The sequence below is a fragment of the Polynucleobacter sp. HIN6 genome (assembly GCF_030297575.1).
Classification (GTDB): domain Bacteria; phylum Pseudomonadota; class Gammaproteobacteria; order Burkholderiales; family Burkholderiaceae; genus Polynucleobacter.
On the sequence record NZ_AP028137.1, the window covers coordinates 143,746 to 159,990 of the forward strand.

Consider the following 16,245-nt stretch of genomic DNA (forward strand, 5'->3'; position numbering starts at 1 on the left):
TTCTCTAAGTATTTGTAATCACTAGAGAATTTGCTAAAAATTTACCCAAAAATACTTGACCCTGTAGGAAGCTTCCTCTAAAGTGGGAGGAAGTGTGAAAAAGTGGGGTAAATTTTGTTTCAAGGCGCTTCAGCTCTCAATATCGATGCAAAAGGTCGCATGTCGGTGCCAGCAAGGCATCGCGATGCCTTATTGCTGCAGGGCGAGGGTCGCGTCACCCTAACCAAGCACCCCGACGGATGTTTGTTGCTATTTCCCAGGCCCGAATGGGAAGCATTTCGGGCTCGGGTTGCGCAATTGCCTATGGACGCGCATTGGTGGCGCCGAATCTTCTTAGGTAACGCCGCGGAAATTGATTTAGATGGCGCTGGGCGAGTTCTGATTACACCTGAGTTACGCACCGCTGCAAACATTGAACGTGAAATTATGTTGTTGGGAATGGGTTCGCATCTAGAGATCTGGGATGCAAACACGTATGCAGCAAAAGAGCAGGCAGCAATTGCGCAGGGCATGCCAGACGCATTAAAACAATTTACCTTTTGATGATCGGGCGCCATGAACAACATCCATCGCCCAGTATTACTGGCCGAGGCAGTCACCGCCATGATCAGCGGACCATCTTTTCAGCCGAACTCTGCCGTATTCATCGATGGAACTTTTGGTCGAGGGGGTCATACGCAAGCGCTCTTGGATGTGCTTGGCCAGGAGAGCAAGCTTATCGCATTCGACAAGGATCCAGAAGCCATTGCCAAAGCCCAATCGCTTTGCGATCCACGTCTGCAAATCATTCATTCCAGTTTTGCCAACATCGAGCAGCATATTCAGGGGGCATCAGTCGATGCGGTGTTACTCGACTTAGGCATCAGCTCACCACAAATCGATACACCGAAACGGGGATTCTCATTTCGGTTCGAGGGCCCGCTTGATATGCGCATGGATACGACACGCGGAATCTCAGCGCGGGAATGGCTCGCCAGCGCAGCAGTCGAAGAGATTACTCAGGTGATTAAAACCTTTGGTGAGGAGCGATTCGCAACGTCCATCGCGCGTGCCATAGTAAAGCAACGTGAAGAGGGGCATTCTGTTCAAACCACTAAAGCCTTGGCAGATTTGATTGCAAGCGTAGTGAAAACGCGTGAGCCAGGACAGGATCCAGCAACTCGAACATTTCAGGCGATTCGGATTTTTATTAATCAAGAATTAACCGATCTTGAGAAGGGTCTAGCAGCTGCACTTAGAGTATTAAAAGCCGGCGGTCGATTGGTAGTAATTAGTTTTCATTCACTCGAGGACCGCATTGTGAAGCAGTTCATGCAAGCGCATGCGCAAGTGAACATCCCTCGAGAATTGCCGATACGAGCAAAAGATTTACCGCAGAGCGATTTAGAAATCATTGCTCGGGTTAAGCCAAGCGATAGTGAGATTAATGAAAATCCTCGGGCCCGTTCGGCGGTGATGCGCGTTGCGCAGAAAAGAGGTGCTCTCGTATGAATCGCGCCACGCTAAGCCTACTTGTATTACTACTAATTTGTGCATTGTCGCTGGTTACTTCTCAACAAAAAACGAGAAAGTTATTTGTGTCCTTGGAGCGCGCCCAAGCACAAGAGCGTCGACTCAATCAAGAATGGTTACGGTTGGAGTTTGAGCAGCGTAATCTTTCCAAATCAGCTCGTATTCGTGATGTGGCTCGCAATCAATTGCGGATGAGCCCGATTACTCCAGATCGCACTCTCTACTTTAAGGAAGGTCTATGAAACCGGTAGGTTTCTCGACCTCTCCAAATGTTGTGTTGCGACTGCCAATGTGGCGTTCGCGACTGATGCTGTTCCTCTTGTTTATCGCATTCGCAGCCTTGGTCATTCGTGCATTTTGGATTCAGGGCCCAGGCAATGGATTTTATGAAGCCAAAGCGGTCAAGGGTGTGCAGCGCGAGATTGAGATGCGCGCTACGCGTGGAAAAATTTTGGATCGCAATGGTCAGTTAATTGCAACAAGCCTTGAAGCAAAGGCTGTGATTGCTTACACGGATAATATTCCAGCCGATCTTGCGCCTGAGAAAATTACGCAGCTTGCCAAGCTCTTGGAGATGAGTGAGGCAGAGATAAAGAAGCGTTTTGCCGATGAGCGCAATCAAGTATTTTTAAAGCGTCAGGTTGATCCTGAGGTTGCTCAACAAATCCGTCGTTTAGAAATTCCAGGAATTGGATTGAATAATGAGTATCGTCGCCATTACCCAGAAGGGGAGGCGATGGCTCACGTAGTTGGCTTTACGAATGTGGAGGACCGCGGTCAAGAAGGAATTGAGCTGGCGCGCGATAAAGACTTGGCGGCTCAGCCAGGGAAACGACGGGTTGTAGTCGATCGCTTGGGCCGGATAGTGAATGACATTGCGATCTTGCAATTTCCACAAGATGGCCAAGATCTCCAACTCTCGATTGATAGCAAGATTCAGTACATTGCATATAACGCGTTAAAGAGTGCCGTTGAAAAGCATCGTGCCAAGGCCGGTGGCGCGGTAGTGCTGGATGTGCGCACTGGAGAAATTTTGGCATTGGCTAATTGGCCAAGCTATAACCCCAACTCGCGTAAAGCACTGACTGGTGAGCAGCTACGTAATCGAGTATTGACCGATACCTTTGAGCCAGGCTCCACGATGAAGCCTTTCCCCGTTGCGCTTGCGCTTGAGCAAGGTAAGGTACAGCCTGAAACCAATATGACCATTGGTCAAAAGTTATTAGTAGGCCCCAAACCGATTACGGATACGCATCCCTATGGAATGTTGACGGTATCCCAAGTGATTCAGAAATCGAGCAATATCGGCACTGCAAAATTAGCGCTCCAGCTCGAACCTCGTGAGATGTGGGATTTATTTGCGGCCGTTGGTTTTGGCCAGGCCCCGAACATTGGATTCCCTGGCGCAGTGGCAGGGCGCTTGCATCCATATCAAAAATGGGGCCAAAGTGATCAAGCTCGTATGTCCTTTGGATATGGAATATCCACATCATTATTTCAATTGGCACGCGCTTACACGATTTTTGCTCGCGATGGCGAGTTGGTACCTACCACCATTTTGCGTAGCCCAGATTACAAACCGGGCACTCGAGTGATTACGGCTAAGTCCGCGATTGAGATGCGCAATATGTTAGAAACCGTTACCGAGCAAGGCGGCACAGCATTGACTGCGCGCGCAGAGGGATTTCGGGTTGGTGGAAAAACCGGTACCTCACATAAGGTTGAAGGTAAAGGCTACGCTTCCAATAAGTATCGAGCATTCTTTGTTGGCTTGGCACCGATTAGCGCCCCGCGCATTGTGGTTGCGGTGATGGTTGATGAACCCACCGTTGGTGGTTATTACGGTGGCCAGGTTGCTGCACCCGTGTTCTCAACGATTGTGAGCGAGACTTTGCGTAGCTTGAACGTCACTCCCGATATGAATGAGCGCACGGTGGTACAGGCGCCGGATGCACAACCGGTAACTAGTGCGTTACAAAAAGTGGCGCTGAAGCAATGATGGCCAATACTCAAATGACCCATCGAGATATATTGCCTTATTTAAGGCAAAGCCTTGCACCCAGCGCCAAATTAGTTGCCGATACTCGCCTAATTACAAAAGGCGATGTATTTCTGGCTTACTCGGTTGGGCACGGGAAGGCCCTCCGAGATGGACGAATCTATATCGCCCAGGCCCTCTTCCGAGGGGCTGCTTACGTGTTGTATCAACCGCAGACCGATGAAGGCCAAAGTGTCGCTTGGGAAACGGATTTAGATGAGCGTTGTATTGCGGTTCCCGAGCTTGCTCAATATGCTGGGTGGTTAAGCTCAGAGTGGTATGGCAAACCCAGCGAAATGATGCCGGTGATTGGCGTGACTGGCACGAATGGTAAGACCAGTGTGACCCAATGGCTTGCACAATGTTTATCCGATAGAGCTGCCGTGATCGGTACACTCGGTAGTGGCTTTCCAAACCAATTACAAGGACTGGGGTACACCACCCCAGATGCGCCCCGTTTACAAATGGAGCTTGCTAGCTTAAAAGCAAAAGGGGCTGAATATATTGCGCTCGAGGTATCTTCACATGCCCTAGAGCAAGGACGTGTGAATGGCACTCACTTTGCTTGCGCCGTCTTTACGAATCTTAGCCGTGATCACTTGGATTATCACGGCAGCATGGCAGAGTATGGTGCCGCAAAAGCCCGACTTTTTCTTGATTTTCATCCGAAGAATGTCGTTATCAATATTGATGATTCTTTTGGACGCGAGCTACTAATGAGTATGGCCACGCGCGAGGGTGTGGAGATTTGGGCATACGGGATGTCTCAAAGCTCATTTCAGGGATTAGAAAAATTACAAAGCCGCTTCAAAGCTATATATTTTCAGGAGCACATCTTTGGAACGAATGCCTATCAATGTCAGTTGAGTATTGATGGAGTCAATCATTTAGCCACTATTCCCGTATTGGGCATATTTAATTTAAGTAATGCCTTGGCCGTGATTTCAACCTTGATGGTTTTTGGAATTTCAGATGCCCTAAAACGTCTCTCTAACCTAAAACCTGTTTTAGGTCGTATGGAAGTGATTCATAGTGATCGCGCAGACACCCCATTGATGGTAGTTGATTACGCCCATACCCCCGACGCATTGCAAAAAGTTTTAGAAACATTAAAACCAATTGCACAAGGACGCGGAGGAAAACTGGTATGCGTATTTGGCTGTGGTGGAGACCGGGATCAAGAAAAGCGCCCCATGATGGGAGCAGTTGCGCAATCGATTGCTGATCATGTGATCGTTACGAGTGACAACCCACGCTCCGAAGATCCGCAGGTCATTATGGACATGATTGTGGCTGGGATGGGTGACCATCACACCTCATCCGTTGAGCTCATTGCAGATCGTGCTGCAGCGATCATGACTGCCGTTAGACAAGCCCAAGCTCAAGATGTTGTTCTGGTTGCCGGTAAGGGCCATGAGACTACCCAAGAAATTCAGGGGAAACGCTTTGACTTTTCAGATCAAGCGCATTTGCGTTTAGTGAGCGGAGGGTCGGTTTGATGCAAGCCATTCCAACCATGACCAATCTTGCTCATATCCATGCCTTACTTCCAAATAGTCAATTGCACAACATTGGCATGGTTGAAGCACGCGATCAACTGATTAGTCAGGTCGGAACCGATAGTCGTAACCTTTCCGCTGGAGAACTCTTTGTGGCACTTAAAGGCGATCGCTTTGATGCGCACAACTTTTTAAGTGCTGTGGCCGAGCAGGGTGCTTCTGCTGCCTTGATTAGTGAGAAAACAACGTGCCCAACAAGTTTGCCAGCAGTTTATGTAGAAGATACCCGCAAGGGGCTTGGTGAGCTAGCCGCCGCATGGAGAGCCCAGTTTGGATTGCCTCTAGCGGTAGTGACCGGAAGCAATGGCAAAACAACCGTAAAGGAAATGATTGCAGCAATCTTTAGAGAAGCGGTTGATCCTACTGAATTACTTGTGACCGAAGGTAATCTCAATAACGATATTGGTTTGCCACTCACATTATTGAAGCTACGCCCTTCGCATCGGTTGGCCGTGATAGAACTGGGCATGAATCATCCAGGAGAGACCGCAGAGCTAGCAGCGATCGCTCGGCCAACCATTGCATTAATTAATAATGCGCAGCGGGAACATCAAGAGTTCATGGAAACCGTTGATGCTGTGGCGCGTGAACATACAGACGCTTTGCGCGCACTCCGGTCTGATGGCGTGGGCGTATTTCCGGCAGATACCCCATATAGCAGACTTTGGAAAGATGCTTGCGCCTCCAAACGGTATGTAGAGTTTCGCTGGTTAGATCAGATACCTAATGCAAATTTAGTATCAGCTTCCGTGGTTGATGGTTATTTACTTGCGGATGGTCAGATCGAAGTGCGAACATCGACTGGTTCAATTCAGGTGAAACTTAATACGCTGGGCGAGCATAACTACCGTAATGCCATAGCCGCCAGCGCAGTAGCGATTGCCGCACAAATTCCGTTAGTACAAATTAAAGCGGGCTTAGAGAAATTCATGCCTGTATCGGGTCGGATGCAGCGCATCACGATTTCCCAGAATATCGAACTCATCAACGATACCTATAACGCCAATCCAGATTCGGTCGTAGCCGCCGTTAAGTCATTGGCCGCTCTTCGTGGTGAGCGTTATTTGGTTTTGGGTGATATGGGAGAAGTGGGTTCGCAGGGTCCCGCTTTTCATCAGGAACTTGGGAAGTACGCTGCGCAATGCGGTATTGAGCATTTCATGTCGATTGGTTCTCTAACGAAAGAAAGTCATGCAGCATATTTACGTGAGCGATCTACTGGGGATTCACGTCATTTTGATGACATTGATTTATTGAATCGCGAGTTGCTTCAGAATCTGCGGCAATCTGACCAACGTAATATTTGTATCTTAGTTAAAGGATCCCGATTTATGCGGATGGAGCGGGTAGTGCAAGCTCTCATTGAGGGAGTGAAACCATGCTCTTGATCTTAGCCCAATGGTTACAAGACGATTATGGATTTTTCCGGGTCTTCTCTTACATCACCTTTCGTGCCGTGATGGCAACCATGACCGCACTTCTGATTGGTCTTGTCTTTGGCCCTTGGGTGATTCGGAAGTTGACTTCGATGAAAGTGGATCAAGCAGTTCGTACCAATGGACCCCAAACGCATTTAGCCAAAGTAGGCACCCCCACGATGGGTGGCGTATTGATCCTCATTGGAATTTTTATCTCCTGCGTGTTGTGGGCCGATTTGAGTAATCGCTTTATTTGGATCGTCATGCTAGTGACCTTTGGTTTTGGTGCGATTGGTTGGGTCGATGACTATCGTAAGGTAGTCCACAAGGATCCCAAGGGAATGTCTTCAAGAGAAAAATTCTTTTGGCAAACCTTTATTGGTTTATTTGCAGCGATTTATTTAGCGTTCTCGGTTTCAGAAGTCAATAACTTGAAGGTTCTGCAGTTATTCATGAGTTGGGTCGAGAGCGGCTTCTCCTTAGATCTGCCAGCCAAGTCAAACTTAACCGTCCCCTTCATGAAAGAGGTGAGCTACCCCTTGGGTGTCATGGGCTTCATCATTTTGAGTTACTTGGTCATTGTTGGTAGTAGTAATGCCGTGAACTTAACGGATGGTTTAGATGGATTAGTCATCATGCCCGTGATTTTGGTGGGCGCTGCACTAGGAGCCTTTGCCTATGTTATGGGTAACTCAATCTACGCGAAGTATTTGCTATTTCCTCATATTCCGGGTGCCGGTGAGTTATTGATCTTTTGTGGTGCGATGGGTGGCGCAGGCCTAGCGTTTCTTTGGTACAACGCGCATCCCGCCCAAGTTTTTATGGGTGACGTAGGCGCTCTCGCTCTGGGCGGCGCCCTAGGAACCATCGCAGTCATTGTTCGTCAAGAGATTGTTCTCTTTGTGATGGGCGGGATTTTCGTTGCTGAAACAGTCTCTGTGATGATGCAAGTTCTATGGTTCAAGTTCACCAAAAAATATTATGGTGAAGGACGACGTATTTTCCGGATGGCGCCTTTGCATCATCATTTTGAACTTGGCGGATGGCGCGAGACGCAAGTAGTTGTGCGTTTTTGGATCATTACGATTTTGTTGGTGCTCGTTGGCTTGTCAAGCCTTAAGTTACGGTGAGAAACGATTAATACGATGAACCAGCGCTTACTTTACCCATTTAGTTCCAGTCATGGCGATGAGTTCGCCAGACTAACTTCACCACAAATCCTAATTGTGGGTTTAGGTGAATCTGGCTATGCCATGGCGAAGTGGTGCTTAAGCCAGGGTGCACAAGTACAACTTGCTGATACACGCCCTCTCTCGAAGCTAAATTCACAACAACAAACTTGGCTTAGTGAGCTTAAGGATGGGGGACTCAAGTCCTTTACCCCTGAAGTAAGCGATTGGAAGGGATTGCTCGAGCAAGCTGATATTTTAGGAATCAGCCCTGGCTTATCGCCACTGCAAGAGCCGGCTAATTCATTTTTAGCCATCTGCGAGGAGCGCAAGATCCCTGTTTGGAGCGAAATCGAATTTTTTGCACGTGCACTAGCAGCTTTGAATCGGATGGCTTTAGAGACTCACGCAAAGTATCAGCCTAACATTCTGGCGATTACTGGCACTAATGGCAAAACAACCACGAGCGCATTAACGGCTCAGATTTGTGAACGAGCAGGTCGCCGTGTTGCTTTGGCTGGGAATATCAGTCCGGCCGCTCTTGAAAAATTGAGTACCGTATTGAATGAGGCGGAGAGTTTTGCTGATTTGCCTCACATCTGGGTATTGGAGTTGTCAAGTTTTCAGTTGCACTTTACCCATACACTCAATCCAACCGCAGCAACCGTTCTCAATCTCTCGCAAGATCACTTAGATTGGCATGGCGATATGCAAGCGTATGCAGCTGCGAAGGCCCGGATTTTGGGAAGGGATTCAGTCTTGGTTCTCAATCGCGAAGATTCCTTGGTAAATGAAATATTTAGTGATGTCGTCGATCATAAGATCATTTCGTTTGGAAGCGATGTGCCAAGGGAGAGTGACTCATTTGGCATTGAGCGTGACTTAAATGGCGGTGGAATCGATTGGTTGGTTTGGGCAGAGCCTGATGAGGCGACCCAAGCGCTGGAGCAGGAGGAAGCGCAAGAGGGATTCATTAAGCGTCGCCGTCGCAGGAAAAATAATGCGTATGAGGAAGCTGAAAGCTTACGACTCAAGCGACTAATTCCGGCAGATGCGCTCCGTATTCGTGGTCGGCATAACGCTCTGAATGCACTCGCTGCACTTGCACTTGCTCGTGCCGCAGGCTTAGGTATCGGCTTGCTCTTACATGGCTTACGTGAGTATCAGGGCGAACCGCATCGGGTTCAAACCGTCGCCGTGATTCGGGATGTGGAATACATTGACGATAGCAAGGGTACTAATGTGGGGGCAACCGTTGCTGCATTAATGGGTTTAGGGACTGCTTCAAGCCAAAAAAATATATGGCTCATTGCAGGCGGTGATGGAAAAGGCCAAGACTTTACCCCCTTATCTGAACCGATCAATCGATTTGTAAAAGGCCTCATCCTGATAGGTCGTGATGGCCCAGCGATTAAGGCAGTGTGCTCAAGCCCAATCAGCCAAGGTAGTTTACAAGTGATAGAAGCAAAGGACTTGGAGTCGGCTGTTCAGTCAGTAGCCCAACATGCAGCAGCTGGTGACCTTGTTTTGTTATCCCCGGCTTGTGCGAGCTTTGATATGTTTAAAAACTATCAACACCGAGCACAGGTTTTTGTGGATGCTGTTCATGAGCTCACGAATCAATGGAGCGATAGTCCCAATGAACATCTAGGGGCGTCGGTATGAATATTCGTCAGAACCGTTTTTGGAATATCTCGCGCGAGGGCTTTGATGGATTTCGTTCGGGGCTGCGCGATGCGGTATCCGGTGTTGAGCAAACGCGTTCGCGCATGATGGAGTATGACCAATTGCTGGTTTGGGCGGTGTTGTCTTTAAGCCTAATTGGCCTTGTGATGGTTTATTCAGCTTCGATTACCTTGGCTGATGGCCCCAAATATGCCAACTACAGCAGTAATCACTTTTTGATTCGGCATTTGATCTCGCTCGGGATCGCGGTATTTGTTGGGTTTTGGGTCTTTAAGATTCCAGTGAAAACGTGGGATAAGTTAGCTCCCTATATTTTTGCGTTCACGATTTTGCTCCTAATTGCTGTATTGATTCCTGGAATCGGTAAGGGCGTGAATGGCGCACGGCGTTGGATTTCCTTAGGAGTGATGAATTTCCAACCATCCGAGCTGATGAAATTCGCTGTGATTATCTTTGCAGCCAGTTACACCGTCAAACGCCAGGAGCATCTGCATTCCTTTGTGAAGGGCTTTGTCCCCATGGGGCTAGCAGTTGCCTTAGTTGGACTATTGCTGATGCTTGAGCCCGATATGGGAGCCTTCATGGTGATCGCCATCATTGCCATGGGCATTTTGTTCTTAGGCGGAATCAATGCCAAATTGTTTGCTGGCTTAACGATTGTTGGTGTAGTGATTGTGGCAACCGTCATCGCCTTATCCGAGTTTAGACGTCAGCGAATTTTTGCATTTTTAGATCCTTGGCAAGCCGAGCATGCTGCACGCAAGGGCTATCAATTAGTTCACTCCTTGATGGCCTTTGGACGTGGCGAGTGGTTTGGTGTTGGTTTAGGTGGGAGTGTTGAGAAATTGCATTACTTACCGGAAGCGCACACCGACTTCATCTTGGCGGTGATTGGTGAAGAACTTGGTTTTGTGGGTGTATTTGTAGTGATCCTACTTTTTTATTGGATCGTACGTCGCGCATTTCTCATTGGTCGTACTGCCTTGCAATTGGATCGAAGTTTTGCGGGACTCTGCGCCAAAGGCATCGGTATTTGGGTCGGCTGGCAAGCCTTTATCAATATGGGTGTGAACCTAGGTCTTCTGCCGACGAAGGGCTTGACTCTGCCGCTCGTGAGTTACGGCGGCTCAGCTATTTTGATGAATATGGTGGCTTTCGCGGTCTTATTAAAGATTGATTATGAGAACCGAATCTTGATGCGCGGAGGCAAGCTATGACCATGGCTGGGCGCTCTATCTTGGTCATGGCTGGCGGTACTGGCGGTCATATCTTCCCAGGCTTGGCCGTTGCAGAATGTCTGCGCAAACAGGGTTGGTCTGTATCGTGGATGGGAAATCCCAGCGGTATGGAATATCGCTTAGTGCCGGCAAAAGGATTTATTTTTGAGGGCGTGCAATTTGGTGGCTTACGGGGCAAGGGAATACTGACAAAGTTACTAATGCCATTTCGGTTAGTTCGCGCCATGATGCAAAGCTGGAAAATTTTGCGTCGTTTGAAGCCAAGCGTGGTGTTAGGTATGGGAGGTTACATCACCTTCCCAGGGGGCTTAGTGAGCTACCTCATGGGCCGGCCTTTGGTGCTACATGAGGCGAACTCGGTTGCTGGAAGTGCTAATCGAGTATTGGCGCGTTTTGCGACGCGAGTCCTTACTGGATTTCCGCACACACTCGAACATGGCCAGTGGGTGGGTAATCCCATTCGTGAGAGCGTTGAGGGGCTGGGCGATTGCAAGACACGCTATGCAATGCGTCAGGGCCCGCTGCATTTACTGGTAGTTGGTGGAAGTTTGGGGGCTGCTGCACTCAATGCAGTAGTTCCAGAGGCTTTAGCTCTATTACCAGCCGATCAGCGCCCAAACGTGATGCATCAGACTGGTGAGCAGCATTTGGAGGCAGTGACAAAAAAATATCAACAATTGGACGTTCATGCTGAGCTAAAGCCATTCATTGAGGACATGGCTGCAGCGTATGCTCATGCTGATTTAGTGATTTGCCGTGCTGGAGCAATGACCGTGTCTGAGATCTCGGCCGCTGGGGTTGCTGCTTGTTTTGTACCATTTCCATACGCAATTGATGATCACCAGACCGCTAATGCGCGTTTTCTGTCCGATGCAAAGGCTGCAATATTGATGCCTCAAGCGGAGTTGGATGCAGCTGCGTTGGCAAACTTAATTTTAGGATTGCGGCGCGAGGATTTAGCCGAAATCGCTGTGAAAGCGCAGGCGCTTGCAAAGTTTCGTGCGACCGAGGAAGTTGCCTCAATTTGTAAGGAGTGCGCGCGATGAAGCATATCGTACAGCACATTCATTTTGTAGGAATTGGTGGCGCCGGCATGTGCGGCATTGCTGAAGTACTCCTCAATTTAGGCTATCGCGTTTCGGGATCAGATTTAGCGGAGTCTGCAGTTACGAAGCGACTAATAGCCTTAGGGGCACAAATTGCAATTGGCCACGATGCAAAGAATATCGGTGATGCCGAAGCAGTGGTAATTTCGTCGGCGGTCACTGGAAATAATCCGGAAGTACTTGCTGCCAGAGCCAATCGCATTCCAGTAATCCAGCGTGCCGTCATGCTTGGTGAGTTAATGCGCTTAAAGCAGGGAATCGCAATTGCTGGCACGCACGGCAAAACGACGACGACAAGTTTAGTTGCCTCGGTGCTTGCAGAGGGTGGTTTGGATCCAACCTTCGTGATTGGTGGAAAGCTCAATTCAGCCGGTGTGAATGCACGCTTAGGGCAAGGCGAATTTATTGTGGTTGAGGCTGACGAATCAGATGCTTCGTTCTTGCAGCTCTATCCGGCCATGGAAGTAATCACCAATATTGATGCGGATCACATGGATACCTATCAGCATGATATGGCCCGCTTAAAGCAAACCTTTGTGCAATTTACGCAGCGTATGCCATTTTATGGAATTGCAGTTCTTTGTATTGAAGACAGCAACGTTCGAGATATCCTGCCGTTTGTTTCGCAACCAATCTTGCGCTATGGATTTTCTGAAGATGCTGAGATTCGCGCAACCGATATCAAAGCTGTTGGCACGCAAATGCACTTTACGGTTCATCGTCGAGCAATTCGCAGGCATGGTTCTAGACCTGGCCCATTAAAAATTATTCTTAATTTGCCTGGTCAGCACAATGTACTTAATGCATTAGCAGCGATTGGAATTGCAACTGAATTGGGCGTTAGCGACGATGCAATTACGCATGCCTTATTGCAATTTAGTGGTGTCGGACGTCGTTTCCAACATTATGGCGATATTGCCTTAGCGGGTGGTGGAACATTTACCTTGATTGATGATTATGGTCATCATCCCGTTGAAATGAATGCAACCTTAGCGGCTGCACGTGGCGCGTATCCAGATCGGCGTTTAGTTTTGGCATTCCAGCCTCACCGATTTACTCGTACTCGCGATTGCTTTGGTGAATTTGTCAATGTATTACGCCAGTTTGATACCGTAGTCCTCACTAATGTGTATCCGGCCGGTGAGGCGCGCATTGCAGGCGCCGATAGTAAAAGCTTGATGAAAGCCTTAGGTAAATCGACCCCAGTCCAAGTGGTTGAGGATCTTCAGGAGATCCCTACCGCATTAAGTGGACTTCTCCAAGACGGTGATGTCTTGATTACGATGGGCGCTGGCTCTATTTCCAAGTTACCCCAGATGCTCGTGGAGAATAGCCATGGCTAATCTTCAAACGATCCATCCCTGGGGTCAGCAGGTTGCTGCGCAACTCGCTCAGTTGAGCCCCAAACAATTTGGGCGCGTTGGTGTATTAATGGGTGGACGTTCTGCCGAACGTGAGATCTCGCTCTTGTCGGGTCAAGGAGTGCTGAGTGCGCTTTTAGAAAAGGGTATTGATGCACACGCCTTTGATCCAGGCGTGCGCAGTCCAGTTGAGATTGCTAAGGAACAATTTGATCGTGTCTTTATTACACTGCATGGCCGCTATGGTGAAGATGGAACGATCCAAGGTCTTCTTGAGTTACTTAATATTCCGTATACGGGTAGTGGTGTTTTGGCCTCGGCCTTATCGATTGATAAGGTGGTGACCAAGCAAGTCTGGCAGAGTCATCACATATCAACACCACGCTATGAGGTCTTAACGGACGATAGCAATTGGGATCGTGTTGCACATCATTTAGGACTGCCTTTGGTTGTAAAGCCAGCACATGAAGGATCCTCATTAGGTTTAAGTAAGGTGCGACGCATTGAGGAACTTCCAGCCGCTTATAAGTTGGCAGCCAAATTAGATCGACGGGTTTTGGCAGAAGCCTGCATCGTTGGTCCAGAGCTCACCTGTCCGATTGTAGGTCAGGGCGCTACTGCCCAAGCACTGCCACTCATCCAAATCATTCCTCCAGAAGCTGGTTATGACTTTCATCACAAATACTTTTCAGATGAGACTCAATATCGCTGTCCTCCAGGACTTGATCCAGAGCTTGAGCGCCAGATTCAGGAGCTTGCAGTATCAGCCTATCGAGCGCTGGGTTGCCGAATGTGGGGTCGCGCGGACGTCATGCTCGATGCGGCCAGTCAGAATAAGCCCTATTTACTGGAGATGAACACATCTCCAGGAATGACCTCGCATTCATTGGTACCAATGGCTGCTAAAGCAGCCGGCGTCCCCTATGCTGATCTGGTGATGTGGATCCTAAGCCAGACCTTGGAAGGTACGTTTTCTTCACCAGAGGTTCACCAGTCATGACCGCGATACAACGGATCTCGGACGCAATCAATTTTGCGATCGCACCGGTTTGGAATCATGCGCAGCGCATGCAAGAAATTACGCGTTGGTTGATGCGCTTTTTTATTTTGGCTGTTGTCCTATCCATCTTTATTTGGCTCAGTCATCAACCGGTATTTACCTTAAAGCATTTACAGATTGAGTCTGCTGGTCATCAGGACTTAAAGCATGTGCATCTTCCTGCAGTTCGAGCTCAGGTTTTGGATAAAGTTCAGGGTAATTTTTTCAGTGTTCGTTTGCAAGATGTGAAGGATGCCTTTGAAGCACTACCTTGGGTGCGCCATGCGAGTGTGCGTCGCGCCTGGCCCAATGGATTGATTGTGAGCATTGAAGAGCAAAAACCCCTAGGAGTTTGGGGCAAGGCTGATCAACAAAAGTTACTCAATGTTTATGGCGAAGTATTTGATGGCTCAGTTGCGGAGCTTGATGAAAACAGCCCCCTGATTGAATTTAGTGGACCAGATGGATCAAGCAAAGAAGTACTACGTCTTTATCAAAAAGCCAGTACTTGGTTTAAACCGTGGGATGCTGAGGTTAAATCACTCACGCTATCGGATCGTTATGCGTGGCACATCAAGTTGAGCAATGGTGTGCGTATTGAGTTTGGGCGCGAAGAGGAGCAGGCCAAAGGCGCTCTAGATCAACGCGTTGCACAGCTTTTGCAATATTGGCCACAGGTTCAACAAAAATGGCCCAATCGGGTTGACGCAGTCGATCTGCGCTATCCCAATGGGTTTGCTGTGCATATTGTGGGAGCGCCAACTAAACCAAGTGCACCCGCTATCAAAGTTGAAATACCGAAGGCGTATCAAATCGCTATTTTGAGTCATGACGAGCAACGCATCGAGGAATGGAAATGAGTAAAGACAGCCGCGATTTATTGGTTGGATTAGATATTGGTACATCAAAAGTGGTGGCTTTGGTCGCAGAGCTCAGCCCCGATGGCCAATTTAATGTCTTGGGTTTAGGGCAAACCTCCTCGAAAGGTTTAAAGAAAGGCGTAGTAGTCAATATTGAAGCCACTGTCCAGTCGATTCAGAAGGCGCTCGAGGAAGCCGAGTTAATGTCGGATCGTCGCATCGCTCAGGTTTACACCGGTATCGCTGGTAATCATATTGTGAGTTTTAACTCGAGCGGTATGGTGGCGATTCGGGACAAAGAGGTTGGCGCCGGAGATGTTGAGCGTGTTCTAGAAACGGCCAAAGCAATCAATATTCCCACCGATCAACAAATTCTTCATATTTTGATTCAGGAATTCATCATCGATGGTCAAGAGGATGTGCGTGAGCCGATTGGGATGAGCGGTATTCGTTTAGAGGTGAAGGTACATATTGTGACCGGAGCAGTGAGTGCGGCACAAAATATTGTGAAGTGTGTCCGACGCTGTGGGCTAGAAGTAAATGATTTAATTTTGCAACCACTCGCTTCAAGTCTAGCGGTTCTCACCGAAGACGAGAGGGAGTTAGGCGTTGTATTAATTGATATTGGTGGCGGCACAACCGATATTGCCATTTATAGCCAAGGATCGATTCGTCATACCGCAGTGATTCCGATTGCTGGTGATCAGATCACCAATGACATCGCGATGGCCTTACGAACCCCAACGATTGAAGCGGAGGATTTAAAGATTCATCATGGGGTTGCCAAACAGGATATGGCCGACCCCAATGCCATGATCGATGTTCCTGGCGTGGGGGATCGTGAGCCCCGCCCAATGTCCAAACAAGCGCTTGCGGCAGTGATTGAGCCACGGGTTGAGGAACTCTTTACTTTAGTTCGCAACATTGTCCGTGAGTCGGGCTATGAAGACATGGTCTCTTCTGGAATCGTGTTGACTGGTGGCACCGCCATGATGCCGGGTATGGTTGAGTTGGCAGAGCAGGTTTTCTTAAAGCCTGCGCGCATTGGCACGCCTGAGTATCGCGGTCACTTACATGAAGTATTGAGAAGTCCACGGTACTCCACCGGTCTTGGTTTGCTCATGGAAGGGCAGGCACAAATGATGCGTGGTCGCAGAGCAATTCAGGGTGGCAGTTTACAAAGCGTGGTTGCACGCATGAAGGAATGGTTTACAGGAAATTTTTGATTTTTTTCGTCGTCGTCAATCGGTGATCCATGG

Annotated in this window: 14 protein-coding genes; all 14 read left to right on the plus strand. The window is 48.6% G+C overall.

Annotation, left to right across the window (positions count from 1 at the left end; genetic code table 11):
- Nucleotides 1-114: 114 nt before the first annotated feature.
- From mraZ to ftsA, 14 genes are read left to right on the plus strand one after another with little or no spacing between them, the layout of a single operon-like run.
- The gene (gene mraZ / locus QUE66_RS00810) at nt 115-543 is read left to right on the plus strand and encodes a division/cell wall cluster transcriptional repressor MraZ (RefSeq protein ID WP_286223855.1); all 429 of its coding nucleotides are present in this window, start codon (nt 115-117) and stop codon (nt 541-543) included.
- Nucleotides 544-555: 12 nt separating this feature from the next.
- Complete coding sequence (gene rsmH, locus QUE66_RS00815) at nt 556-1,491, plus strand: 16S rRNA (cytosine(1402)-N(4))-methyltransferase RsmH (RefSeq protein ID WP_286223856.1); 936 nt, start codon at nt 556-558, stop codon at nt 1,489-1,491.
- On the plus strand, nt 1,488-1,754 hold the full coding sequence (gene ftsL, locus QUE66_RS00820; protein WP_108507694.1) for a cell division protein FtsL: 267 nt from the start codon (nt 1,488-1,490) through the stop codon (nt 1,752-1,754). The genes rsmH and ftsL overlap by 4 nt, the downstream gene beginning before the upstream one ends.
- Complete coding sequence (locus QUE66_RS00825) at nt 1,751-3,511, plus strand: peptidoglycan D,D-transpeptidase FtsI family protein (RefSeq protein WP_286223857.1); 1,761 nt, start codon at nt 1,751-1,753, stop codon at nt 3,509-3,511. The genes ftsL and QUE66_RS00825 overlap by 4 nt, the downstream gene beginning before the upstream one ends.
- Complete coding sequence (locus QUE66_RS00830) at nt 3,508-5,049, plus strand: UDP-N-acetylmuramoyl-L-alanyl-D-glutamate--2,6-diaminopimelate ligase (RefSeq protein WP_286223859.1); 1,542 nt, start codon at nt 3,508-3,510, stop codon at nt 5,047-5,049. The genes QUE66_RS00825 and QUE66_RS00830 overlap by 4 nt, the downstream gene beginning before the upstream one ends.
- Nucleotides 5,049-6,497 carry a UDP-N-acetylmuramoyl-tripeptide--D-alanyl-D-alanine ligase gene (locus QUE66_RS00835; protein ID WP_286224689.1) on the plus strand — a complete coding sequence of 483 codons (1,449 nt, stop codon included), beginning with the start codon at nt 5,049-5,051 and terminating at the stop codon, nt 6,495-6,497. The genes QUE66_RS00830 and QUE66_RS00835 overlap by 1 nt, the downstream gene beginning before the upstream one ends.
- Nucleotides 6,488-7,657 carry a phospho-N-acetylmuramoyl-pentapeptide-transferase gene (gene mraY, locus QUE66_RS00840; RefSeq protein ID WP_286223860.1) on the plus strand — a complete coding sequence of 390 codons (1,170 nt, stop codon included), beginning with the start codon at nt 6,488-6,490 and terminating at the stop codon, nt 7,655-7,657. Before QUE66_RS00835 ends, mraY begins: the two co-directional genes overlap by 10 nt.
- 15 nt (nt 7,658-7,672) lie before the next feature.
- On the plus strand, nt 7,673-9,361 hold the full coding sequence (locus tag QUE66_RS00845) for a Mur ligase family protein (RefSeq protein WP_353506814.1): 1,689 nt from the start codon (nt 7,673-7,675) through the stop codon (nt 9,359-9,361).
- A complete protein-coding gene (gene ftsW / locus QUE66_RS00850; protein WP_286223861.1) occupies nt 9,358-10,599 on the plus strand; it encodes a putative lipid II flippase FtsW in 1,242 nt (413 codons plus the stop codon). The genes QUE66_RS00845 and ftsW overlap by 4 nt, the downstream gene beginning before the upstream one ends.
- Before the next feature lie 2 nt (nt 10,600-10,601).
- Nucleotides 10,602-11,666 carry an undecaprenyldiphospho-muramoylpentapeptide beta-N-acetylglucosaminyltransferase gene (murG, locus tag QUE66_RS00855; RefSeq protein ID WP_458574883.1) on the plus strand — a complete coding sequence of 355 codons (1,065 nt, stop codon included), beginning with the start codon at nt 10,602-10,604 and terminating at the stop codon, nt 11,664-11,666.
- Complete coding sequence (gene murC, locus QUE66_RS00860) at nt 11,663-13,069, plus strand: UDP-N-acetylmuramate--L-alanine ligase (RefSeq protein WP_286223863.1); 1,407 nt, start codon at nt 11,663-11,665, stop codon at nt 13,067-13,069. Before murG ends, murC begins: the two co-directional genes overlap by 4 nt.
- A complete protein-coding gene (locus tag QUE66_RS00865) occupies nt 13,062-14,087 on the plus strand; it encodes a D-alanine--D-alanine ligase (RefSeq protein ID WP_286223864.1) in 1,026 nt (341 codons plus the stop codon). The genes murC and QUE66_RS00865 overlap by 8 nt, the downstream gene beginning before the upstream one ends.
- Nucleotides 14,084-14,986, plus strand: a complete 903-nt coding sequence (locus QUE66_RS00870; RefSeq protein WP_286223865.1) for a cell division protein FtsQ/DivIB — start codon at nt 14,084-14,086, stop codon at nt 14,984-14,986. Before QUE66_RS00865 ends, QUE66_RS00870 begins: the two co-directional genes overlap by 4 nt.
- The gene (gene ftsA / locus QUE66_RS00875) at nt 14,983-16,212 is read left to right on the plus strand and encodes a cell division protein FtsA (RefSeq protein WP_286223866.1); all 1,230 of its coding nucleotides are present in this window, start codon (nt 14,983-14,985) and stop codon (nt 16,210-16,212) included. Before QUE66_RS00870 ends, ftsA begins: the two co-directional genes overlap by 4 nt.
- Nucleotides 16,213-16,245: the final 33 nt, after the last annotated feature.